Annotated in this window: 20 protein-coding genes; 11 read left to right on the forward strand and 9 right to left on the reverse strand. The window is 60.0% G+C overall.

Features of this window, described 5'->3' with window-relative positions:
- Window positions 1–89: 89 nt before the first annotated feature.
- Both ACUNV4_RS01860 and ACUNV4_RS01865 read right to left on the reverse strand, forming a co-directional pair.
- Window positions 90–758, reverse strand: coding sequence for a histidine phosphatase family protein (locus ACUNV4_RS01860; RefSeq protein WP_430876782.1), 669 nt, complete (start codon window positions 756–758; stop codon window positions 90–92).
- A 145-nt stretch (window positions 759–903) separates the two neighbouring features.
- Entirely contained in the window at window positions 904–2,337 is a 1,434-nt protein-coding gene (locus tag ACUNV4_RS01865) for a S41 family peptidase (protein ID WP_430876783.1), read from the reverse strand.
- 240 nt (window positions 2,338–2,577) lie between these two features.
- Here ACUNV4_RS01865 and ACUNV4_RS01870 point away from each other — a divergent pair, with 240 nt between their 5' ends.
- Window positions 2,578–3,048: a hypothetical protein gene (locus tag ACUNV4_RS01870; protein WP_430876784.1), complete on the forward strand. Its 471-nt coding sequence runs from the start codon at window positions 2,578–2,580 to the stop codon at window positions 3,046–3,048.
- Window positions 3,048–4,328 (forward strand): EAL domain-containing protein, encoded by a 1,281-nt coding sequence (locus ACUNV4_RS01875; RefSeq protein WP_430876785.1) that lies wholly within the window; start codon window positions 3,048–3,050, stop codon window positions 4,326–4,328. The genes ACUNV4_RS01870 and ACUNV4_RS01875 overlap by 1 nt, the downstream gene beginning before the upstream one ends.
- A gap of 96 nt (window positions 4,329–4,424) precedes the next feature.
- On the opposite strand, the gene ACUNV4_RS01880 is transcribed toward ACUNV4_RS01875, so the two are convergent.
- Window positions 4,425–4,688 carry a hypothetical protein gene (locus tag ACUNV4_RS01880; RefSeq protein ID WP_430876786.1) on the reverse strand — a complete coding sequence of 88 codons (264 nt, stop codon included), beginning with the start codon at window positions 4,686–4,688 and terminating at the stop codon, window positions 4,425–4,427.
- Between the two features lie 50 nt (window positions 4,689–4,738).
- Here ACUNV4_RS01880 and ACUNV4_RS01885 point away from each other — a divergent pair, with 50 nt between their 5' ends.
- The 5 genes from ACUNV4_RS01885 (at window position 4,739) to ACUNV4_RS01905 (ending at window position 10,983) form a co-directional block, all read left to right on the forward strand.
- Window positions 4,739–5,782: a DMT family transporter gene (locus ACUNV4_RS01885; RefSeq protein WP_430876787.1), complete on the forward strand. Its 1,044-nt coding sequence runs from the start codon at window positions 4,739–4,741 to the stop codon at window positions 5,780–5,782.
- An 8-nt stretch (window positions 5,783–5,790) separates the two neighbouring features.
- Window positions 5,791–6,066: a DUF3820 family protein gene (locus ACUNV4_RS01890; protein WP_430876788.1), complete on the forward strand. Its 276-nt coding sequence runs from the start codon at window positions 5,791–5,793 to the stop codon at window positions 6,064–6,066.
- A gap of 358 nt (window positions 6,067–6,424) precedes the next feature.
- Entirely contained in the window at window positions 6,425–8,125 is a 1,701-nt protein-coding gene (gene leuA, locus ACUNV4_RS01895; protein ID WP_430876789.1) for a 2-isopropylmalate synthase, read from the forward strand.
- A 72-nt stretch (window positions 8,126–8,197) separates the two neighbouring features.
- Window positions 8,198–10,543, forward strand: coding sequence for an NADP-dependent malic enzyme (locus ACUNV4_RS01900; RefSeq protein WP_430876790.1), 2,346 nt, complete (start codon window positions 8,198–8,200; stop codon window positions 10,541–10,543).
- A 68-nt stretch (window positions 10,544–10,611) separates the two neighbouring features.
- On the forward strand, window positions 10,612–10,983 hold the full coding sequence (locus tag ACUNV4_RS01905) for a HopJ type III effector protein (protein WP_430876791.1): 372 nt from the start codon (window positions 10,612–10,614) through the stop codon (window positions 10,981–10,983).
- Window positions 10,984–11,013: 30 nt separating this feature from the next.
- On the opposite strand, the gene ACUNV4_RS01910 is transcribed toward ACUNV4_RS01905, so the two are convergent.
- Together ACUNV4_RS01910 and bmt are read right to left on the reverse strand one after the other, a co-directional pair.
- Window positions 11,014–11,799, reverse strand: coding sequence for a DUF445 family protein (locus ACUNV4_RS01910; RefSeq protein WP_430876792.1), 786 nt, complete (start codon window positions 11,797–11,799; stop codon window positions 11,014–11,016).
- Between the two features lie 145 nt (window positions 11,800–11,944).
- Window positions 11,945–13,009, reverse strand: coding sequence for a betaine--homocysteine S-methyltransferase (gene bmt / locus ACUNV4_RS01915; protein WP_430876793.1), 1,065 nt, complete (start codon window positions 13,007–13,009; stop codon window positions 11,945–11,947).
- Window positions 13,010–13,036: 27 nt separating this feature from the next.
- Between bmt and ACUNV4_RS01920 the strand changes: the two genes are divergently transcribed.
- The 4 genes from ACUNV4_RS01920 to ACUNV4_RS01935 all read left to right on the forward strand — a co-directional run bounded on the left by ACUNV4_RS01920 (window position 13,037) and on the right by ACUNV4_RS01935 (window position 17,864).
- Window positions 13,037–14,242 (forward strand): GNAT family N-acetyltransferase, encoded by a 1,206-nt coding sequence (locus ACUNV4_RS01920; RefSeq protein ID WP_430876794.1) that lies wholly within the window; start codon window positions 13,037–13,039, stop codon window positions 14,240–14,242.
- A gap of 272 nt (window positions 14,243–14,514) precedes the next feature.
- Window positions 14,515–15,075: a phosphatase domain-containing putative toxin gene (locus ACUNV4_RS01925; RefSeq protein ID WP_430876795.1), complete on the forward strand. Its 561-nt coding sequence runs from the start codon at window positions 14,515–14,517 to the stop codon at window positions 15,073–15,075.
- A gap of 114 nt (window positions 15,076–15,189) precedes the next feature.
- Window positions 15,190–16,755, forward strand: coding sequence for a trimethylamine methyltransferase family protein (locus tag ACUNV4_RS01930; protein WP_430876796.1), 1,566 nt, complete (start codon window positions 15,190–15,192; stop codon window positions 16,753–16,755).
- 86 nt (window positions 16,756–16,841) lie between these two features.
- A complete protein-coding gene (locus ACUNV4_RS01935; protein ID WP_430876797.1) occupies window positions 16,842–17,864 on the forward strand; it encodes a GlxA family transcriptional regulator in 1,023 nt (340 codons plus the stop codon).
- On the opposite strand, the gene ACUNV4_RS01940 is transcribed toward ACUNV4_RS01935, so the two are convergent.
- The 4 genes from ACUNV4_RS01940 to ACUNV4_RS01955 form a co-directional block, all read right to left on the reverse strand.
- Window positions 17,853–18,251, reverse strand: a complete 399-nt coding sequence (locus tag ACUNV4_RS01940) for a DUF5658 family protein (RefSeq protein WP_430876798.1) — start codon at window positions 18,249–18,251, stop codon at window positions 17,853–17,855. The two genes, ACUNV4_RS01935 and ACUNV4_RS01940, sit on opposite strands and share 12 nt — an antisense overlap.
- A 443-nt stretch (window positions 18,252–18,694) precedes the next feature.
- A complete protein-coding gene (locus ACUNV4_RS01945) occupies window positions 18,695–19,729 on the reverse strand; it encodes an ABC transporter substrate-binding protein (RefSeq protein WP_430876799.1) in 1,035 nt (344 codons plus the stop codon).
- Complete coding sequence (locus ACUNV4_RS01950) at window positions 19,729–21,516, reverse strand: glucosamine inositolphosphorylceramide transferase family protein (protein WP_430876800.1); 1,788 nt, start codon at window positions 21,514–21,516, stop codon at window positions 19,729–19,731. Before ACUNV4_RS01950 ends, ACUNV4_RS01945 begins: the two co-directional genes overlap by 1 nt.
- A gap of 151 nt (window positions 21,517–21,667) precedes the next feature.
- Window positions 21,668–23,677 (reverse strand): ASKHA domain-containing protein, encoded by a 2,010-nt coding sequence (locus tag ACUNV4_RS01955; RefSeq protein ID WP_430876801.1) that lies wholly within the window; start codon window positions 23,675–23,677, stop codon window positions 21,668–21,670.
- Between the last annotated feature and the right edge of the window lie 16 nt (window positions 23,678–23,693).

Consider the following 23,693-nt stretch of genomic DNA (forward strand, 5'->3'; position numbering starts at 1 on the left):
CCTCCGTGCGTTTTCTGAAGGCTTGCAGGAGTGGTCGATCTGTTCCCCTGCCGAATGTCCGGCTGACCTGCAGCCGACTTCAGACGGGACTATATCAGTGTAATCAGTGCGGGGTCGTGCTGTGCCTGCAGGTGAGGCACGGTGTTGAATTCGATCAGCCGGGCATGGGTGCCGTCGAAATGAATCGTGGTGATCGAGGTATTGCGGATGCGCCAGATGGCATCGATGGTATGCGCGAAATCCAGACCCAGAACAGCCGCCATGACGGTGGCGATGATGCCGCCCGAGGTGAAGAAGACATGGCTTTCCTTGTCGGCCTGCTGGCTGTGCAGGTCCAGCATGGTCTGCCAGCCACGCGCGGCAAAGTCAGACCAGGGTTCTATCTCGGATAGAGCGGGATCGGCGCGGTGATCTCGCCAGCGTTGCATGATCGCGACATAGTCCTCGAAAGTCATCGACTCGGGTTGGGCGGCGTCGACCGCCGGGCCGAAGTGCGTGTCGATGATCCTGTGCTGGTACTCGTTCAGACCGTCATGGACGGCAGGTTGCGATTCGTGGGCGAGTGGCTCCAGCGCCAGACTCGCGGTATCGCGCTGTCTGAGCAGGGAACCGTGATAGCAGTGATCGGGCGCAAAGCCCTGCTTCACCCACCAGTGCCCCAGCAATTCCGACTGTCGACGCCCCAGCGGAGACAGACGGTCGTAGTCGTGGGTGCCCGCCGACGCCTGGCCATGGCGTACCAGGTACAACATGCTCATGAAAATGCCCTATCGATGTGAGTCGGGGACCGCTTCCCCGTGCTGCTGCAGTGTAGCGCCTGTCAGGCGCTGCATGCGCAAACCCTGACAGATTTCATCGATGGCTCCTGCGGCCATGGCGCGAGCCGACAGCGATTCATGATCGTCAGTTGTTGTCCTGTTCAGGCTGGATCGCACTCAGGCCGAACCAGGCGGGTTGCAGGACTGCAGGCAGGGCGTGTGACTGGCTCTTTGTCCGCGTCGTGCCGGTCGGGCAATGCCCGTCATCGATGTAACCCAGCGCCGCGGACAGCAGGTTCTCGGAGGTGCTGCCCAGTGCCTGTGACAGATTGTCGCTGGCAGCGCAATCGGCCGAGATGCCATTGTAGTAACCGCCTGCGCCTGCGGCATTGACGGCCTCCAGTTCAAGGGCGTTCATGACCGTGTCGCAGGCCGTATTCGGGATGGAGGCATAGGGTTTGCCGCAGCTGGTGCCACCCACGGTAATGACATCCATGAACGGGCGCAGACCATTGACCACCAGCTCGGCAGCGGAGCAGGTATCGTCTGTCTGCAGGACAAAGACCCGGTTCAGTTGCAAGGCATCATTCCTGTTGACGAAATGAAATGTCGAGGTGTTCTCGGGGAAGGTCGCGTTCGGTCGGTAGATGGCGAATTCCCTGTCGGTATTTCCACGACCGATCAGGTAGCTGGCCAGTTCGGCTGCCACGCTGACCCGGCCACCGAAGTTGTAACGCATGTCCAGCACCAGCTCGCTGACGTTCTCGGCCGAGAGGCGTTCGAATGCCTGCTGCAACTCGCTCGAAGAGGTGCCGAGAAACTGGTAGAAATGCAGATAGGCGATGCGCACGCCATTGCGTTCGATGATCCTGTCATCCAGCACGGTGGCAAGCGCATAGCGAGCCTTGCTGATGGTGCGGGTACGCGACACTCCCAGCGCGGAGCTGATGGTGAATCGGGCACTGGCGCCGTTGTCATCGGAGCTCAGCAGGACATCACGTTCCGCACCGGGCTGCTGGAAGAAGTCGATGGCGCGAATGTCGTTGATGGCCACCAGCTGGTCTCCCCGGGTGACGCCGGCGGCGGCCAGCGGAGAGTTTTCCTCAACCAGCTTGAAGTACAGCTCATCGTCGGCGGTGCGTTGCAGGACCCAGCCGAAACCGACGTTTTCGCCCTCGGTGAAGCGCCCCGTATAGCTCTGCTCATCGGTGATGTAGCTGAAGGTGTCATTGGGCGCCACTCGCAGATCGATGATCAGCTCTTCCAGTGCGTCGTAGCCGTCCAGATCGACATTGCGATCCACCTGATCGGCGAACAGATAGTAGCTCTGCATGCCATTCAACACCCAGGATTTCATGTCATCGAACTGGCAGGACAGTGGTGCCGGACGATAGTCGACATTCTGCCCGCCGGTGATCGGCGGCACGATGGAATCGCCACTGGCCCCGGCGCCTGTTTCATCGCGCGTGCCGCAGCTGCTCAACAGCAGAGGCAGGCACAGACTGGCCATCCGCAGAGCCGCCCGGGAGCTTCGGTTGCAGGTGTTGCCTGCCCTGCGGGAAATAACGTGACTGTGCATGAATTCAAGCGCTTGTTGTCAGTACGGGTCGAACAGCTATCGGCAGTGGCCTGCATGCCTGTTGCAGCGTGGGGTGACTTGGCCATCCTGCTGCGAACGCGGCGCTGCATTACCGCAATGGCGTTGTAACCTGCCGAATTGTGTACTGTGCACAGTCTGACCGCTTGTCTGTCAAGGCTGCCGCGCTTGTACCGCTACGAAGTTGAAAGGTGAATGGCAACGGGTTGACAGAATTCGGGCATGGGAGTCAGTGCAAACAACAAGGTCGATGCTGGCGGGCAGACTGATGAGGCGTTTGCCGGTGATGCCGTGACGAGAAAGGTTCTGCTGGTTGACGAACAGGCGCATGTGGTACGGGTCATCCGGCACAATCTCGAACGATGCGGTTTTCAGGTGGACTCGGCAGAGACTGTGGACGGTGCGGTGCAACTGATGAGCACCTGTCGCTTCGACGCTCTGATCTCCACAGGAGAACGCTCGACAACGGATATCATGGAACTGTGCAAACGTGGCAGCGAGCTACTGGCCGTGCACGGCCTGAAGGATGATGACAAGGCTGCTCCGCTGATGCTGGTGAACTGCAGCGAAGACGCTGATCTGAGCGACAGTCTGCCCGGTTTCGAACGGCTCGGACAACCGGTGAGTCTCAAGCATATCGTCGAACGCTTGCACGAGGCTCTGGGCCAGCCTTCATCCGACTTGTCATCCTGATGTTGATGGAAGAAGAATTGCAACGAGACCCGCAAACCGGCCTGTTGCGCCGGGCAGCCTTTCTTGCCGAGGTGCGAAAAAGCCGGACTGACGGGGTCAGCCAGGTCAGGCGAGGCTGCCTGCTGATACTGCATTTTCCGGTGCTTCGCCAGATTCAGGAGGCGGCCGGGGGAGAGGCCTCGGGTATTGCCATGATGAATCTGCTGGGTATCGTTGAAACCCGGCACCGCAGCCGCGACACCATGGGACGGCTTGGCGATCATTCACTGTGCATCTTTCTGCGACGTTGCAAGGAAGAGGACGCCATGCTGATCGCCGAGCAGTACGTTGCGCTGCTGCGGGACGTGATTCTCGAGGCGGGCGAAACGCGAGCGTCCATGGACCTGCACTATCGCATCGTGCCGCTGGACTGGCGCGGCCGACGCTCTCGCCAGGGTGTGTCGAAAATGGTGAAGTCTCCGGATGATGCCGCTCGAGTCGTCTCGGCAATCAAGACTCTGGCCTGCACCGGTGGACCCGGGCTGGGACAGCTTGTGCATCTGTCTCCACCACATCGACCGCCATCGACGGTCGCATCTGCCGCCGGGACGACAGGGGCGGAGGCCGTCACGCTGGCAGCCAGTGGCTATCGCCTGCTTCCGGGCATGCTGATGCAGCATCGACCACTGGTCTGCTGTTACCGGGTCAGGCCTCTGGGTGTCTTCACGGCCGCTGGCGCCCTGTCGGCAAGCCCGTTGATCAGCGCGGTTCTGGACACTCTGGCACTGGGTGCCGAACAGGCGCGCCCGGTCATCGAGAGCCAGTTGATCGTACCGGTGGAGGCGGCGCAGCTGAACAGTGAATCGGCGCGCTGGCTGAAGAGCGAATGTCGTGAGCGCAGGGTGGCTCCGTCAGACGTTTGTCTGTCTCTGCATGTGGACTCCCTGACACGGGATCTGCGTGCATCTCTGCCGGCAATCAGGAGTCTGAACCGGCAGGGCATCATGCTGATGCTCGAAGGTGTCAGTTCAGCGGCACAGTTCAAGGCCATCCGTCATCTGGCAGGCTTCGATTATCTGTTGATATCGCCGAAGGACCTGCAGGCCTCGCTGTTGCAGATTCGGGCACGACAGGAACTCGAATCACTGCTGGTCATGGCCAGGGAGCAGCAGCGGCAAGTCTGTGCCGCCGGTATCGATACGCCAGCTCTGCTGGCACATGCGCAGGTGCTGAACGTGGATATCGGCTTCGGACGGCGGTGTGGTCGCAGTGAGCCGTTTCCGATCGCGGTGCACACTTGATCGTCGACAGAATGCTGGGCGGTGATGTGTTTTGCCACCTGCGCCTTGCCATCTGCTGCCAATGCCCGATCGTCAGGCCGAGGCGTTACCGGACATTCAGCGACCGATGCGACCGAACAATGCATTGACCACCGCAGCACTCAAGGCGGCCCCCAGGATGGCCGCCATCAAGGCACCGCCCAGATCTCCGGCGATGGTGATGTCGAGGATGTCGCGAATCATCAGACCTGCAAAGGCACCCAGTCCTCCTGCCAATACACTGAGTTTGAAGCCGATGGCCGTCTCCTTGAAGAACAGGCAGACAATGACGCCAGTGAACATGCCCAGAACGATGATGAACAGTGGTATGAGCAAGCGCATGATGGTTTTCGGATACTATGGCCCTGTGTCACGGTCAGGTTATCAGGAATATGGGTGAGGACAATACGAACAGCAGTGTCCTCAGAGGCGTTGGCCTGGCTCTGCTGGGTTTTGCCGTGTTCTCCCTGCACGATGCCCTGATCAAGAGCGTCAATGACGTTCCGGTCTTCCAGGTGGCCTTTTTCGTGGTCCTGTTCAGCTTCGTGCCATTCACGCTGTTTCTGGCGGTGGACGGTACTCGCCGCAGTCTGCGCCCGCGTCTGCCGGTGCTGGTTGCGCTGCGTTGTCTGTTCTCCGTCGTCGGCATGCTGTGTGTGTTTCACGCCTTCGGCAATCTGCCCTTGGCAGAGGTGTATTCCCTGCTGTTCGCAGCGCCCATTCTGATCACCCTGCTGGCCATTCCGATTCTCGGTGAGCGCATTCACGTCATTCGCTGGTTCGCCATCCTGCTGGGAATGAGCGGGGTGCTGATCGTGCTGAGGCCGGGGGATACCTCCCTGTCCATTCACCATCTGGCGGGCCTGGGTGCGGCCACCTGCGTGGCCTGTACTGCGGTGGTGACGCGCCTGATCGGATCAAGAGAACACAGCGTCACCCTGATCATCTACCCCATGCTCACCAATGTCATCGTCACCGGTGTGGCGACCGCCTTTGTCTATGTACCGCTGCCCGGAGATCTGCTGCTGCGATTGTGCGGCGTCGGCCTGCTGAGCGTCATCGGCCAGACTCTGACCATTCTGGCCTATCGCAGTACCGAAGCGCAGTTCATCGCCCCCATGCAATACAGTCAGATGTTATGGGCACTGTTGTACGGTGCACTGATCTTCCATGAAACCGTTGACCGGACGGTGCTGCTGGGCTCTGCGGTCATTGTCTGTTCCGGGCTGCTGTTCATCTGGCGGGAACTGGTGGCATCGGTGCAGAAACCGGTATTGCGGACTCGCAATCTGCGTCTGGGAGCCGGGCCACAGGCACGTTCGGATGAGGCCGATCGCAAGGAACAGTCCGGCATGGCGGGTGACGATGCGTCTGTGGATACGGTTGCCGGAACGGCGTCCACGGAGGCTGGCACCACACCGTCCTCGCGACACTGAGTCGCCGCATGACGGAGCGGGAAGACCCCTTGTCAGGCGACCTGTCGGCGGAGGTCCTTGATGCGGCGGCCATGCCGATGCCCTTTGGCAGATTCAAGGGAACACGGCTGATCGATCTGCCGGAGCCTTATGTCGTGTGGTTCAAGGGCCAGGGATTCCCGGCCGGCTTGCTGGGGCAACGCCTGGCCCTGATGTACGAAATCAAGGCCAATGGACTGGAAAAGCTCATTCGGCCGTTACTCGAATCGCACGATACGCTTGACCGGAAGGATTTGCAGGATTAACCTGACGCCATGACAACCATTGCGCTACTGCTCAGGCTTATGCGCCCGGCCGCTGTATAAGGCGGACCGGGTACCGATCCGTTGCGGCTCACGATAACCATCCATCGAGCCAGCGACGCAGCCTAACTCTCCGGGTTTCTCTGTAACACCATTGACAAGACAGACCCCGGTGCCGCAATCAAGAGAATGTCATGTCCTTTGTCGCCAATCCCCTGTACCGCTTTGCCGTGAACGGCTTCAACCGTCCCTTGCTTCTGCTGCGCCTGCTTAGTTGCCGTCGCCCGGGAATGCGCAAGCGGGCGGCGGCGTGTATTGCTGCGCGAAACCCTTCACACGCTTCGCACCAGGAAAACTTCTCATGATGAACGATCCCAGTACCAAATACCCCGCCTTTCCACAGGTTCCGATGACGGACCGTCAGTGGCCGAACAACACGCTGAGCAAGCCACCCATCTGGTGCAGCGTGGATCTGCGCGATGGCAATCAGGCGCTGATCGAGCCGATGGGCAGCGATCGCAAGCTGCGCATGTTCGACCTGCTGATCGCCATCGGTTTCAAGCAGATCGAAATCGGCTTTCCGGCGGCCTCACAGACGGATTTCGACTTCGTACGCCAATTGATCGATGAAGGTCGGGTACCCGAAGATGTCACCTTGCAGGTATTGACCCAGGCGCGTCGACCACTGATCGAGAGAACCTTCGAGGCCCTGCGCGGAGCGCCGAGTGCGATCCTGCATCTGTACAATTCCACCTCCGAATTGCAGCGTCGGGTCGTGTTCAACATGGACAAGGCCGGCGTGAAGCAGATAGCGGTCGATGGCGCCGAGATCGTAGCCGAGTATGCCGCCAGACAGACCGATACACGCTGGCAGTTCGAATATTCACCGGAGAGTTTCACGGGTACCGAGTTGCCCTATGCGGTGGAAGTCTGCGATGCCGTCAACGAGATCTGGCAGCCGACGCCGGAGAATCCGACCATCCTGAACGTGCCGGCAACGGTCGAGATGTCCATGCCGAATGTGCATGCCGACCAGATCGAATGGTTTCTGAAGAACATCCGCAACCGTGACAGCGTCTGTCTGAGTCTGCACCCGCACAATGACCGTGGCTGCGCGGTGGCCGCCACCGAGCTGGGTCTGCTGGCCGGCGCGGATCGAGTCGAGGGCACGCTGTTCGGCAATGGCGAGCGGACCGGTAATGTGGATCTGGTGACACTGGCGCTGAATCTGTACACCCAGGGAGTGGATCCGGGACTGGATTTCTCCGATATCTATGAAGTGATGCGCACCGTCGAGCACTGCAATCAGCTGCCTGTTCATCCGCGTCACCCGTATGCCGGTGAGCTGGTGTTCACGGCCTTTTCGGGATCGCATCAGGATGCCATCAAGAAGGGCTTTGCCGCGATGCGCAAGAGCAATTCACCGGTCTGGGAAGTGCCGTATCTGCCCATCGATCCGGCTGATCTGGGACGCACCTATGAAGCGGTCATTCGCGTCAACAGCCAGTCCGGCAAAGGCGGAGTGGCCTTCATCCTGGAGCGCGACTTCGGTCTCGAGCTGCCTCGTCGCATGCAGATGGAGTTCAGCCAGGTGGTGCAGGCGATCAGTGAGGACACCGGCAAGGAAGTCAATTCGGCCACCATTCGCGAAGCCTTCGACAGCACCTTCCTGGACGCTCTGACACCGCTGGCCTTCGTGCGGCACAGTAGTGTGCAGGACAGTGACGACGAATCGATGCGTACCTTGACGGCAGTGGTCAAGGTGGACGGCGTCGAACGCGAGATCACGGGACGCGGCAATGGTCCCATCGATGCTTTCGTGCATGCCATCAAGGACAGTCTGGATGTCGACTTCCGTGTGGTGGACTATCACCAGCATGCGACCGGTGGTGGTGCCGATGCGCAGTCGGCCTGCTATTTCGAGATTCAGGCGGGCAAGGGCGCTACTCGCTATGGAGCGGCATTGCACAGTAATATCGTATCCGCCTCCCTGATGGCGGTGTGCAGTGCATTCAACCGGGCAGTGCAGGATGGCTTGCTGGAACCGACCAAGGCTGCCTGACAGTAAACCCTTCAAGCCTGTCCCCGTCACCCGCAGTGGCGGGGACAGCAGTCAACCACAGGAACACGTTTGATGAGTGATCAACCCAGTGATACCGGCAGCAAGAATCTTTCACCTGCCAGTGAGCAGGTAGCCCAGGAGTCTCTGGCAGAGGCCGCTCTCAATTACCATCGCTATCCCACGCCGGGCAAGCTGGAGATCTCGGCGACCAAGAACATGGTCAATCAGCGTGATCTGGCACTGGCCTATTCGCCCGGTGTTGCGGCAGCCTGCAACGAGATCGTCAGAGATCCGCTGGAAGCGGCGTCCATGACCGCTCGCAGCAATCTGGTGGCTGTGATCACCAATGGTACGGCCGTGCTGGGACTGGGGGCCATTGGTGCATTGGCGTCCAAGCCTGTCATGGAGGGCAAGGCGGTCCTGTTCAAGAAATTTGCCAACGTCGACGTCTTCGATCTGGAACTGGACACGACCGATGTCGACCGGTTCTGCGAGGCGGTCGAATTGCTGGAACCGACCTTCGGCGGCATCAATCTGGAGGACATCAAGGCGCCTGAGTGTTTCGTCATCGAGAAGCGCCTGCGCGAGAGCATGAACATTCCGGTATTCCACGACGATCAGCACGGTACTGCCATCGTGGTGGCGGCGGCCATCAGAAACGGTCTGAAGGTTGCCGGCAAGGACCTGGACAAGGTGTCGCTGGTGTGTTCCGGGGCCGGAGCTGCAGCTCTGGCCTGTCTGAACCTGCTGGTCTTCATGGGGCTGGACAAGGAACGGGTGACGGTTTGCGATGTGCACGGCGTGGTCTATCAGGGGCGTGACAACATGGATCCCTACAAGGGAGTCTATGCGCGTGATACCGATGCCCGTACGCTGGACGATGTCATCGATGATGCCGATGTCTTTCTCGGGCTTTCCGCACCGAATGTGCTCAGCGGTGATCAGGTGGCACGCATGGCGGCCTCGCCCTTCATTCTGGCATTGGCCAACCCTGACCCTGAAATCAGTCCCGATGTCGTGCACGCCGTGCGTGACGATGCCATCATGGCCACCGGCCGTTCGGACTACCCGAACCAGGTCAACAATGTCCTGTGTTTCCCGTTCCTGTTTCGCGGGGCTCTGGATGTCGGCGCAACCGAGATCAATGGAGCCATGCAGGCCGCAGCGGTCGAGGCCATTGCCGGCATTGCCACCAAGGAAGCCTCGGATGTCGTATCGGCCGCCTATGGGGGCAAGCCTTTCCGATTCGGTCGTGACTACCTGATCCCCAAGCCTTTCGATCCGCGTCTGATGATGGAGATACCGGAGCGAGTGGCACGTGCGGCCATGGAGACCGGTGTCGCCACGCGACCAATCACCGACTTCGATGCCTATCGACGCAAGCTCAACAGTTTCATCTTCCGTTCCGGTCTCATCATGAAGCCGGTCTTCGAACAGGCGCAGGCCGATACGCAGCGTGTGGTTCTGGCAGAAGGCGAGTCCCTGCGGGTATTGAACGCCACCCAGATACTGGTGGATGACGCCATCTGTCATCCGATACTGCTGGGTCGTCCGGAAGGTATCCAGGCGAAGATCGAGGAACTGGGCCTGCGTCTGAAGGTCGGGGAAGGTTTCAGTGTGGTCGACCCGGAGAACAATCCGAACTATGAAGAGCATGTCGATGCCTACCATCGCCTGATGGAGCGTTCCGGTGTCTCGCCTCGCTATGCAGCCAACGTGATTCGTACCCGCATGACGGCGCTCGGTGCCCTGATGGTGCGGGAGGGCCAGGCCGATGCGCTGGTGTGTGGTACACAGGGTGCCTATGCCCGGCATCTGCGATACCTGTGCGAAGTGATCGGCATCCGCGATGATGTCAGTGATATCTCCGCATTGATGCTGATGATTCTGGACAAGGGCACGGTCTTTCTGACGGATACCCATGTCACCCTCAACCCGACAGCCGAGGAGCTGGCCGAGACGGCTCATATGGCGTCCAGCATCGTCAAGCGCTTCGGCATGGTGCCGAAGATCGGCATGCTGTCGCATTCCAACTTCGGCAGTCGCAACAACGAGTCGGCGCTGAAGATGCGCAAGGCGCGAGAGCTGCTCAGTGCCAGACATCCGGAACTGGCGGTGGAAGGCGAGATGCACGCGGATGCGGCCTTGTCGGAGGAGACGCGCGACCGGATCTTTCCCAATGCCAGCTTCGCAGGCGGAGCCAATCTGCTGGTCATGCCGAATCTGGACGCGGCCAACATCACCTACAACATGGTCAAGGTGCTGGGTGATGGACTGCCGGTCGGTCCCATGCTGATGGGCTTGAACAAACCGGCTCATGTGGTCACGGAATCCACCACGGTGCGTGGCATCGTCAATCTGTGTGCCATCGCAGCGGTGGATGCCATCGACTACAAGAACTCGCTGGTCAAGAGCTGATTGCAGCGATCACCAGGCCGGATACGCTGTCCGGCCTGGTGTTTGCAGGTTTACTGCTACTATCCAGTGTGACTCCTGCAGAAGAATTCCCCATGGAACTCGAGCTTTTCCTGAACCGCTTGAACACCGCCCCCGAGAGCATCGAATTCCCCGATGTGATCGCGCTCGTGAACAGCCTCTACACCTTCATTCCGACCGCGTTCTACAATCACGAGATCTATAACGAAGCGGGGCAGAATACCGGCTCCTGCAAGCTGTTTGCCTTTGCCCGTCTGCACGAACTGACGCAAGAACAGACTCTGGCGCTGTTCGGAGCCTATTATCGCGCGGACGTGCTGCGCACCCCCGACGGTGACAGTCATCCGAACATTCGCCAGTTCATGCAGACAGGCTGGTCGGGCATCGAATTCGAAGGTGTGCCGCTGCGAGCCCGCAGCTGAAACAGAAACAGTCGGAGCTGCGCGACCGTATCAGCTGAACAGGCCGAACAGACCGGCCAGCAGGCCGATCAGGCCGCCGAATACGCCTCCCCAGATGACCAACCAGCCCAGGTGCTCCCGAATCATGCGCTGCATGATGTCGCGTACCATTTCCGGTGTCATCTCGTCGAGTCGCGCACGCAGCAACTGATCGAGTCGGTTGACGAAGCGTTCGCTGCTGGCAGCCTTGCCCAGCTGTTCGCCAATGGCGGCCTGGATGCGAGGCGATCTGGCCGCATCGGCCAGGAACCCTCGCATGCGATCCTTGAACGGTTCACGCAGCGGCTGCAGCGCTGCCTCGCCACCAACCATGGCCAGCATGGAGCCGAAGGAGGATTCGGCGATGGTTGCCACCAGCTGGTCGTAGGCTGCGTCCAGATCAATGGCCGTGAGCATCGGTTCCAAGTCGATGGCATCGCCCAGTCCGCCGGCTTTCGCCTGCGTCTTGCTGGCCTGCTCGCCGGCGTCTGTCGCCGCACCGGCACTGGCACCGGCTGACAGAAGGCGCTCGACCTTGTCCTTGCTGAACAACTCCTCATGCACCATTCGCAGGATGCCGGCCTTGAATTCCTCGAAATGCAGCGTGATGACCCCGGAGCCATAGAGACCCGGCACACGTTCGAACAACATGTGTACGGCCAGCCAGTTGGTCAGGGCACCGGACAGGGCAAACAGGCCGGTGCTCAGTACCAGGGCTTGCCAGGGGGCGGGCAGGGCAAAGCTCAGTAACACCAGCGCTGCCGCCAGCAGATTGGGTGTCAGATGCTTGTCAAACATGGTGAAATCAAACGGGTTGTCTGCGGAAAAGAGGGAGTCGGATGCGAACGGCGGCAATGATATCGCTGTGGCGCACAGGACGCCATGGACAGGTATCAGTCGGGCAGCGGTTTACCGAGAAGAGGGGGGAGACGTCTGGCCGGAATCAGTCAGGGCCGCGGCGACGCCGACGCGTGACCCGGCTGCCACGGCCGGATGCCGAACCTCCGGCCACACTGAGATCGCCGGCCATCTGCGCCTTGGCCCCCTGGGACAATTCACCCAGAACCCGGGTGATGGTATCCACATCCGGAGATGGTGATCCCGGTTGCCATTGATCGATGGCCTCGCGCATGGCACTGACATGCTCCGGCGTGGTACCGCAGCAGCCGCCGATGATCGATGCGCCGGCATTCGCTGCCAGAATGGCGTACTGCGCCATGAGTTCGGGTGTTCCGCTGTAGACGATCTTGCCATCCACGTAGTCGGGGATACCACAATTGGCTTTCGCCACCAGTGCCGGGTTGACCCCCAGATTCTTCGTTGCCGCCTGCAGATTGCAGATGGCGGCGACCACTTCGGAAGCACCTACTCCACAGTTGCTGCCAACAGCGGCGATGGGGGTATTGAGACTGGTGCTGATCTTCAGTGTTTCTGCCGGGGTGAGTCCCATCATGGTGCGGCCATTGGTGTCGATACTGACGGTGTAGACAATCGGCAAACCGATCGTGGCAGCGCCGAGTACCGCCGCTTCGATTTCCTCTGCCGAGGAGATGGTTTCTATCCACAGAATGTCGACACCGCCTTCGGCCAGGGCTTCGGCCTGTTCGGCAAAGGCGCGCCTTGCCTCGTCGATGCTGACCGAGCCATTGGGTTGCAGAATCTCGCCGGTGGGGCCCATGGAACCTGCAACCAGCACGGTGCGATCCACCGCGTCAGCCTCGGCGCGGGCCAGTCTGGCAGCCGACTGGTTGAGCTCGGCCACTCGATGGCCCGCCTTGTGCAGGGCCAGACGATAGTGTGTGCCACCAAAACTGTTGGTCAGGATGATGTCTGAACCCGCGTTCACAAAAGAGCGGTGTAAATCGGTGATACGATCCGAGCGCTCTGTGTTCCAAAGCTCCGGAGCATCGCCAGTCTGCAATCCAGCCGCGAACAGGTTGGTGCCTGTGGCGCCATCTGCCAGCAAGAGTTGCCGGGTATCGAGTAGGGCTTTGAGTTTGTCAGTCATATGCTCAAGGTTATCATGCAGCCGGCCGTGAACCAGTATGGAAAACCTTCCACGGAAAAGGCAAATGCGGACGAGGGTCAGAACGGCCTGCCGCCCCTGCCGCTGGTCTGCAGTCTGGACAGGGACGTCGTTACAGACGATGCCGCGTTCAGGGATCTGGCGGTGGACTGGAATCATCTGCTGGGCCGAAGCCCTGGCGGCAGCGTCTTCATGCGGTGGGAATGGCATTACACCTGGTGGCAGGTCTATGCGGGCAGGCACGATCATCTGCACATCATCACCTGGCGTCGCAATGGCGAACTGGTTGGCTTGTTGCCGCTGTATCGTCAGGCCTGCGGTATCGTACCGGGGCGTACCTGCCTGCGGCTGACAGGTACGGGTGAGCTGGCCATTGACGAGGTGGCCACCGAGTATGGGGATCTGCTGGTCGACAGCGGGCTGCAGGCGGAGGTATGCAGTCTGGCCTCGGAATACCTGCTGCAGTTCAATGGCTGGATTCATATCGAGATGCCCTGCCTGTTGGAGGGATCCCTGTTGCACCAGGTGCTGGTGGCCGGTGGCAGGAGCCATCTGCGGGTGCGATCGGCAGGTTTGCGATACCGCTTGCCGCTGCTGGAGGATGAAGCCGGCTATCTGGACAGTCTGGGGGCCAGTCGTGCAAAACGCATCCGGCGCAGCCAGAAGGCCGCCGCGCGGGATGGTGGCATCGCAGTGACCACCATCACGTCGGCCGCCTGTTTCGATACGGCGTTTCGGGAACTGGCAGAGCTGAATCATGAACGCCAGGCGCACAAGAGACGCAAGAGTGTGTTCGCCTCAGCCCGCTTCCAGGCATTTCACCGGCAGCTGAGTCGGCAGTTGTTTGCCGAAGGGGCCGTGGACATCGTGCGGTTTCATCTGGGCGCCCGATTGCTGGCCGTGCTGTACTGCTACTACGACGAGGTCACCTGTCATTATTACCAGAGCGGTTTCACGCGCAAGGACTCGAATCGCTACATGCCCTTGACGCTGGCTCACCTCATGGAGATGCAGCGCAACCGTGAAGCAGATCGAAAATACTATGACTTCATGCGTGGCGAGGCACCGACCTACAAGGAGGAATTCAATTGCGAAACCAGCGCGATGGTCAATGTCTCTGTCTACCGCTGGCGTTGGCAGCTCAGTCTGGCCATCGCCAATCGTCGACTGCGAGCCGGCGTTGGCAAGTGTCTGCGTGCGCTGGGTTCGGGCTGAAAGGGTGCTGTTCATCGGATGCGTGTTGTACGATGTAACATCCGGGTTCCTGCGCTCGGTAATTTTCCGGAGTGTGACGCCTGCTGATCCATTCGGCGGCTCTTGCGAGTAGTCTGCTCGCCAATACGTTAATCTTCGCAGGCGACATTTCGAGTCCTTCATGAAATTGCCATTTGTTGACATTACATCCCGTTCGTACGTCCTGACCGCCACCGAGCTCCGTTCGCTGACTCCGGGCGTGTGTGTCCTGCTTGCCGGGAACTGAGAAGGCCATGGTATTCGGATTGCGAAAGCCATTGCCGGCGAACCCCATCGATACCATCAATGTACCGGGATCTGTCGGGTGCATGGGACTGGTTGCCTGCCCGGGCACACGCATCGACAAGCCGGCCACGGGCAGCAAGCGGCTGTTGCAGACGGATGTCAATGAGATCGTCGAGTGGGGAGCCAATGGCGTGTTGTGCCTGGTGGAACCTCACGAATTGAAGATGAACAGGGTCGAAGGTTTGCCGGCGGCCGTACAGAACGCGGGCATGTGGTGGAAGCACTTGCCCATCATCGATATGGATATTCCCAATCAGGAGTTCGAGGATGTCTGGGCCGTGGAAGGCGAGCGTATCCGCCATGCGCTGCGAATCGGTGAGCGGGTTGCCATTCACTGTTACGCCGGGCTGGGCCGCACCGGCATGATAGCCGCCCGTATCCTGGTGGAATTCGGGGTGGAGCCGGAGCAGGCCATTCGCCGGGTGCGTCGGGATAATCGGCGGCGTATCCAGACCAAGTCACAGGCCAACTTCGTACGCAGTTGCTACTCTCTGGTCGACTCCCTCTGAGGTTCTGTGGCTGACAGGTCGTTTGGTGTAATGACCACGTCGTTCGCTGCAACACTGACGGTCCATCCGACAGTCCATTATTGCAGGTGAGATGAACAACGGAAGAGCAGGCCGATGAGTACAGAAGGTGCACCTGCGCGAGGCAGGCGGCGAGGAGGCGGGCGAGAAGCCCGGCGAGCGCGGGCTGCAGCCGGTACGACTGCCCAGGCCTACATCAAGCGCAAGATCCCGTATTACGAGATCCTCAACGAGGAAGGGCTTGCGCTGATCGAGCACAATGCGGACACCATACTCGAAGAGATCGGTATCGATTTTCGGGATGATGCCGAAGCGCTGGTATTGTGGCGCAACGCCGGTGCCGACGTACAGGGCGAACGGGTTCGATTTCCACGTGGCCTGTGTCGCAAGCTGGTGACGGACAGCGCACCGGCGATCTTCACCCAGCATGCTCGCGATCCGCAGAAGTCGGTGCTTATCGGTGGTGACAACACCGTGATGGTGCCGGCCTACGGCCCGCCTTTCGTGCATGATCTGGACAAGGGCAGGCGCTATGCGACCATCGAGGATTTCCAGAACTTCGTCAAACTCGCCTACATGAGCAAATCGCTGCACCATTCGGGTGGCACGGTCTGTGAGCCGGTGGATCTGCCGGTCAACAAGCGGCATTTCGATATGGTGTATGCGCACATGCGCTACAGCGACAAGCCTTTCATGGGTTCGGTGACAGCGCCGGAGCGAGCGGAAGATACGGTTGCCATGGCGAAGATCCTGTTCGGCGACGATTTCATCGATCCGGCCACGGGGCAGGAGAAGACGGTGGTCGTCAACCTGATCAACGCCAATTCTCCCATGACCTACGATGAAACCATGCTGGGGGCTGCCAAGGTCTATGCGCGCGCCAATCAGGGCTGCATCATTTCACCGTTCATTCTGGCGGGGGCGATGTCACCCGTGACGGTTGCCGGTACCGCTGCGCAGATACTGGCCGAGGCACTGGCCGGGATGGCTTTTGTACAACTGGTACGCCCCGGTGCGCCGGTCGTGTTCGGCACGTTTGCCAGTTCGATTTCCATGCAATCGGGGGCTCCGACCTTCGGTTCACCCGAACCTACCCAGGTCATGTACATTGCGGCCTCGCTGGCGCGGCGCCTGGGCGTGCCGTTCAGGAGTGGCGGTGGTTTGTGTGCCTCGAAGCTGCCGGATGCACAGGCTGCCTACGAGGCTGCCAACACCCTGCAATCGGCAGCCATGGCGGGTGTCAACTTCATGTTGCATACCGCCGGCTGGCTGGAAGGTGGTCTGGCCATGGGGTACGAGAAGTTCATGATGGATGCCGATCAGGCGAGCATGCTGGGGGTTCTGCTCGGCGGGATCGATCTGAGCGAAAATGGTCAGGCACTGGATGCACTGCGTGAAGTGGGGCCCGGCAACCATTTCCTGGGATGTTCGCATACGCAGGCGAACTTCCAGAGCGCTTTCTGGCGATCCGAGATTTCGGACAACAACAGCTTCGAGCAATGGCAGTCGGAAGGTTCGCTGGATGCGGCCCAACGAGCCAACGAACGCTGGAAGTCGGCATTGAACAGTTACGAGCCTCCGGCAATCGACATTGCGGTTGACGAAGCACTGCTGGAATATATTAAAGTGCGTAAAGCGGCGTTTCCGGACGCCAATTACTAGTTCACCCCGGTCGGCTCTCTGCCTGGGTGATCGTCTCGCGCCCAGGGAGCCTTACCGGTGCTCGCAATGCCCCAATCGAATGACTCATGATCGGCTCTGCCGACAGCACGACACGTATCGGCTTTTATCTGATGCCCCAGTTTTCGATGCTGGCATTCAGCAGTGCAGTGGAAACCCTGCGCATGGCCAATCAGCTGAGCGGGCAGACCCTCTATCGCTGGACCCTGGTGTCCAGTGATGGTCATGAGGTTGCCTGCAGTAACGGCTTGCGTTTTCCCGTGGAGCATGGGGCTCAGACTCGCGCGCGTTATGACGCGGTGTTTGTCTGTGGTGGTCTCAATGTGCATCTCATCAAGGATGAGCCGGGCATGCAGTGGTTGCGTCAGCTGGACAAGCAGGGGGCCATTCTGGGTGCCATCTGTACCGGCACCTATCTGCTGGCCAGGGCCGATCTGCTGCACGACTACCGATGCACCATCCACTGGGAAAATCTGGCGGCCGCGCGTGAGGAGTTTCCGCATCTGGTGATCTCGCCCGAACTGTTCGAGATCGATCGAAAGCGTTACACCTGTGCCGGTGGAACTGCACCGCTGGACATGTTGCTCAGCGAGATTCGCAGCAGCCATGGCAATGAACTGGCTACCCGGATCTCGGAGCAATTCATGTGCGATCGCATCCGCGATCAGAATGATCGGCAACGAGTGCCACTGACTCAACGCATCGGTGCCAGCCAGCCGAAGCTTGCCGAAGCGGTGTCACTGATGGAAGCCAATATCGAAGAACCGATGACGCTGGATGAGCTGTCTCATCATGTCGGTCTGTCACGTCGTCAGCTGGAACGTCTGTTCCAGCGCTACTTGCATTGTGTGCCCACACGTTACTACCTGGAGCTGCGGCTGGAGCGTGCCCGTCAGTTGCTGCTGCAGAGCAGTATGCCGATCGTTGACATTGCGCTGGCCTGCGGGTTCATCTCGGCACCGCATTTCTCCAAGTGTTATCGAGACACCTTTTCCCTGCCGCCGCGTGATGAGCGGCGGCGGGCGGCGGGGTTGCTGGGCGACTCCCGCGAGAAGAAGAAGGCGAGCAAACGCACGAACTCAGCTGATTGAGAGCAGCACCAGTTCGTAGGCGATCAGGCCCAGGTAGAGACCTACCAGCGCCGCCAGTACGGATCGGGCTCGCCAGCGATTGAACAGCAGCAGATTGCCGGCGGCTACCAGCACGATGGCAGGAATGCCGGTGAGCAGCATCTTTGTTGCCGTGAATGCCCAGACGCTGTGTTGCAGCAGCGCGTTCATGAACGGATTGACCTCGGTGCCGCCGCGCGAAATCAGCGTCAGCGTGAATACCGAATCGGTAATCGACAGCAACATCAGGACCACGGCCAGCATCACCATGCCACTGTCAAAGCGGTCCAGCAATGCAAAGCGCCTGTCACTTTGCCGCCGCCCGTTCATCCGACGTGGCGCCACTGCACACGCAACCAGCGTACCCATCGTATAAGCCCGCCGCTCCGGCCGCAGCCGCCTCTCAACACCATTCCAAGTATCCATCCCCCCAGCTTACCCACCCCCACCGGGTCGGGCCATGGCAAGTGTCTGAAAAACGTCAATATCCGGATGAAAATTGATCGTTAATGTGGCCTGTTGAGCCGTTTTCGATGGCGCTGAGGCGTTTCAAGCGGTGACTCGTCAGGCTGCCACTTCGTTGCCAGTTGTCTTGAAATTGGTTTTTTTGATGTGCTTTCTGTTGAGATAAGGCGGTCTGGGGTTGCTGTGTGTGGTGAAATATATTTTGAATCAATGACTTGTGGTGGTTCGACCCGTGGGGTGTCAGGCTGCCACTTCGTTGCCAGTTGTCTTGAACGGGCGTTTTTGATGTGCTTTTTGTTGAAATAAGGCGGTTTGGGTTTGCTGTGCGTGGTGAAATGTCTTTTTAATCAATGACTTGTGGTGGTCCGACCCGTGGGGTATTGGCTGTTTTGGCGGGCGGTGGGGGAGGGGATGATGGCAGGGTTGTTGGTGTAGGTGGGGTCGAGCAGGGCCAGGGCGGCGGTGTTGGGGGTGGCGTAGCGGGTGTAACGTGCGATGGCAGCGCCGGCTTCGGCGCTGAGCAGGAAGTTGATCAGGGCGTAGGCGTTGTCGACATTGGGGGCGCCCTTCGGGATACACAGAGAGTCTTCCCACAACAGGCCGCCTTCTTCAGGCAGCACGAAGGCGATGTCGTCATCCTGTTCCATGGCTCGCATGATATCGGTATTCCATTCCATGGCCATGTCCACCTCGCCCGACAGCAGCAGGTCCTGACCATTGTCAGGGGCATGGATGAGCGAACCATTCCTGCGCTTGTCGAGCAGACGCCGGGCGGCCTGCACATTGGCTTCGCTCAGGTCGTTCAGGGATTCGCCCAGCGCCTTGATGGCCAGTCGTGTCACGATCATCGGCTCGCGCAGCAAGGCAATCCGGTAGTTGTCCTGCGTCCCCTCGAACAGGTCTCTCCAGGTGCGCGGTGCCTGCGCGAGCGCCGATTTGCGATAGCCGATGCCAATACTGCCCCACAGATAAGGCAGGCTGAACTGTCGTCCGGGGTCGAAGGGAGGATCGAGGAAAAACGGGTCGATATTCTCCAGATTGGCAATCCTGGCATGCTCCAGCGGCATCAGCATGTCGGCTTCCGCCATGCGTTCCACATTGGTGTTACCGGGAACGATCAGATCGAAGCCCGGATTGCTCCCTCGCAACCGCGCGAACAATTCATCGTCGCTGGTAAAGACTTCATGATGGGCGGTGATCCCCGATGTCTGATGAAACCCTGCCAAGGTGTCCGGCGGCAGATAATCCGGCCAGTTGTACACATTCACTCGCTCACCATCGGCCCGAGCGCCACCGGCCATCAGAGACAGGCCGATGGCACTTGCACCGGCAAGAAAGCGGCGCCGCGTGAAGGGGGCGACTGGCGCAGGGACTCGCTTCATCAGTGTCGTCGCCGTCGAGTGACGCGGTCCACTACGGTCACGCCATCTAGGTAGCTGGTGGAATGACAGCCCAGCCACGGGCTTCCGGCTTCCGGCAGTAGTCGGCCCACTGTGGTCTCGGAATAGGACTGCAGATCGAGTCGGTCGATGCGGTGCAGATTGATGCCGTGTCCGTAGCGCAGAGCACCGAACTGGCTCGGACGATACAGACCACTGCCATCGCGAATGATCGAGCCGGCCATGCGTGCGCGATCGACCCCTGTCACCACCGGGTTCATCGGGTGTGCCTGCCAGGGCCCGGTAACGTTGTCGGCATGATACAGATGCAGCTCATCGCGCTCATCCACGGAACGGTGGGACATGCCATTGGTGAACATCCACCAGCGTTCACCGTCGAAATGTACCGTGGAATCGGCCAGATTGACGTTGCACAGCAGATCCTTCACCTTCACCCATTGCTCGGGAAAATGCTGAGCCCGATACAGCTGGACAGACTGCATCGAGGCGGTTTCCGGAATCATGTAGATCTCCTTGTCGTCGTTGAAGACAAAGGGATAGGACAGATGATGACCTTCATCCAGGACTTTCGCGACGCTCTCGACCCGGCCCTCATCGGTCAGTCGGGCAACAGAGAGGTGGCCGTAGTCGGCATCGAGCGCCATTTCCTCGAAAAAGACATAGAGATCGTCCTCATGTCGGTACAGATGCGGGTCGGCCCACCAGACTCGTTCGGGCGAGTCTATCGTGACGAAATCTCCCACTCTGCCATTGGCCAGCGCGTCGAGCCGATTGCTGTTCTCCAGTCGCTCGGCTGTCGTCTCCGTGCCGGCGGAATGAAACAGGGCATCCGGACCATCGTTGCGAAAGGCCAGCTGCCACTGTTCATACCAGAAATGGTGACGGACACGCTCGACACTCTGTGACCACCAGAGTGCCAGCGCAAGCGCAAGACGGTGCAGCCCAGACCTGGCAGGTGGGTGGTAAGCACGCCGCTGCAACTCCTCGGCCCGGCTGTGCGCGGCACGCACTTCCGGATCGATGGTACGTCCGGCCATTGGCAGAGACCCGCTGTACTCGGTGCTGACCGGGTCACTGTCGTGCGCCAGCCAGTTCAGTCTGGAATCGATCAATGCAGGCAGGCAGAACCAGGCCGCCCGACTCAGATCGGTCAGCGAGAAGCTTTGCCGGGGTAGAGCATGGCTTGCGATACGTCGGGTCTGAACGGTGTGACTGCCATCGCCTCGGCTGTGCGACCACAGATGAACCCAGTTCAGGGACTCCCGTTGCAACAGGGAATCCTCGGTGCGGGCACCCAGGGTTTCCAGGTGCGCATCCCACACTGGCACGGATGCCGGAGGCCATAGAGGATCGGGTAGCTTGGTGCCGGTCAGCTTGAGTACAACATCACAGTCCGCCAGCAAGGTGCCACAGTTCTCGGCGTTCAGTACTTGCGTGCTCGTCGAGGCGTGGAGCGTTTCGCGTAACCAGGGATTGGCAGAAAAGCGAGGTCTGTCGATGCGTTGATGCAGCAGTCGGCTGGCCAGTCTTCCAGGCCAGCTACCAGAGGCAGGTCTGAAGCCCCTCATCGAACCGCCGGAGGCATTGTCGCCGTGCGTTGCCGACTCGGAGAGCGAATCCGAAGCATCGACTGGCTGGCCAGCCGGCTCCTGCACGACAATGTTCAATTGAACTTTATCACGGGCCTCCAGTCTATCGATCAGTTGATTGATCCACCCTTCCGGAGTCGGTGTATCAATGATCGCAATAACCGACAAAATGCGCTGCATCAGCAACTGACTCGAATAGCTATCGCTGCATTATAGGCTGCATACGGATTCGACGTCGCGCAAGCTTGCCGGAAGTGCCAACGACTGATCGAGAAACCACAAGGCGGCGATCCGACAGCGACCAATGCGAGCCCGACCGGAAGGCCTGCCTTCAGCTGCGACGTACACGCCGGCGGCGCACCGGTCTGGCAGAACGGGCTTCCGGAAGCGTGACAAGCTTGCCAAGCTCCGGAAACGCGGCAGTCTTGTGGGGGAAAGCCATCGCTTCCACGAAATGCTGCTGAAAATCCGGTTCTACCGCGGTCTCCACCTTTTCGATACTGCGTACCACCTGCTCGATCTCGCCGCGTGCCTCCTTGTCCAGCAGGGCCATCAGCGCGCCGGTGCCTGCCGCATTACCCGCCGAACCGACCTGATTCAGGTCGCAATCGGGGATCAGGCCCAGAATCATGGCGTATTTGACGTCGATATGGCTGCCGAAGGCGCCGGCGAGACGGATGCGTTCGACCCGTTCGATGCCCAGACGGTCCATCAGCAATCGGATACCGGCATACAGGGCGGCCTTGGCCAGCTGAATCTGTCGAACGTCGTTCTGCGTGATCCTGACAGTGACATCACCCGGCTGCTGGCCTTGATGCAGCAGATAGGAGAAGGTCCGCTCATTGGCCTGGATGCGCGGATTGCGTGCGGCCAGCTCACCGTTGATGACCCCGTCAGCGTCTATGATGCCGGCAAGAAACATTTCGGCAACCACCTCGATGATTCCCGATCCGCAGATGCCCGTGACTCCGACCGCGGCGGTCGCGCTGGCAAAATCGGGGTCGTTTGACCAGGTATCGCTGCCGATGACGCTGAAGCGCGGTTCCAGTGTGAGAGGATCGATTCGCACGCGTTCAATGGCGCCGGGCGCCGCTCGTTGTCCCCCACTGATCTGTGCACCTTCGAAGGCAGGTCCGGTCGGGCTGGAGCAGGCGACCAGACGGTGCCGGTTTCCCAGCACGATCTCTGCATTGGTGCCAACATCGACCAATAGCGTCATGGCGTCAGCGGCCTGCGGTCTCTCGGACAGGACGACCCCGGCCGTATCGGCACCCACATGTCCCGCCACGCAGGGCAGCAGATAGGCCTTGGCCAGAGGATGAACGCGAATGCCCATCTCATCCGCGTTCAGTTGCATGGATTCATCGGTGGTCAGGGCGAAGGGCGCTCCACCCAACTCGACCGGGTTGATACCCAACAGCAGGTGATGCATGACCGGATTGGCGACAAAACAGAGCTCCAGGATGTCATCGGGCAGGATGCCCGAGACCGTGGTCACAGCGCGCAGCAGGTCGTTGATGGCCGTGATGACGGCATCAGTCATCTCGGCATCGCCCCCCGGATTCATCATCACGTAGGACACCCGACTCATGAGGTCTTCACCAAACCGGATCTGCGGGTTCATGGCACCGTTGCTGGCCAGCACCCGACCACTGCTCAGATCGCACAGATGTGCTGCAATGGTGGTGGAGCCGACATCGATGGCCACCCCGTAGACTGCATCCTTGAAGCCCGGCCATACGCCCAGTATGTCCCCCGAGTCGTGCACCGCCACGGTCACCTGCCAATTGCCCTTGCGCAGCGATTGCTGGAGTTCACGCAGTATGAACAGGCCGGCGTGTAGGCCGGTGAGTCCCCATTCGATGGTCAGAGCCTGCTTGAGGCGACGCAAGTCGCCGGATGGGTCGTGCATGTCGGGTTGCTGGACATCCACGACATACAGTTTGACGGCAGGATTGACCGTGATGTCGGCCCGATCCAGATCCTTGCGAATGACCTGGCGGTGAACCTGACTGTCCGCCGGAATGTCGATGACCAGATTGCCCTGAATGGTTGCCTGACAGCCAAGCCGCCGCCCGTCAGCAAATTCGCCATTGATGCGCTGGTACCGGGCTTCGACGCGAGTGCTCTCGCTCAGGTGCTGCTGGCGCGACACGATATTGTGCTTGGAGAACTCGCCACTGGCGCACTGGACCTGACAACGGCCGCACAGACCTCGGCCACCACATACCGAATCCAGATCGACACCGAGTTCACGGGCGGCCTGCAGCACGCTTGTACCCAGCGGGAAGCTGCCACGCTTGCCACTGGGGGTGAACACGACCATGGCCTGGTCAATCATTCAGCACTCCCGATTG

Source organism: Granulosicoccus sp. 3-233, from assembly GCF_052681095.1.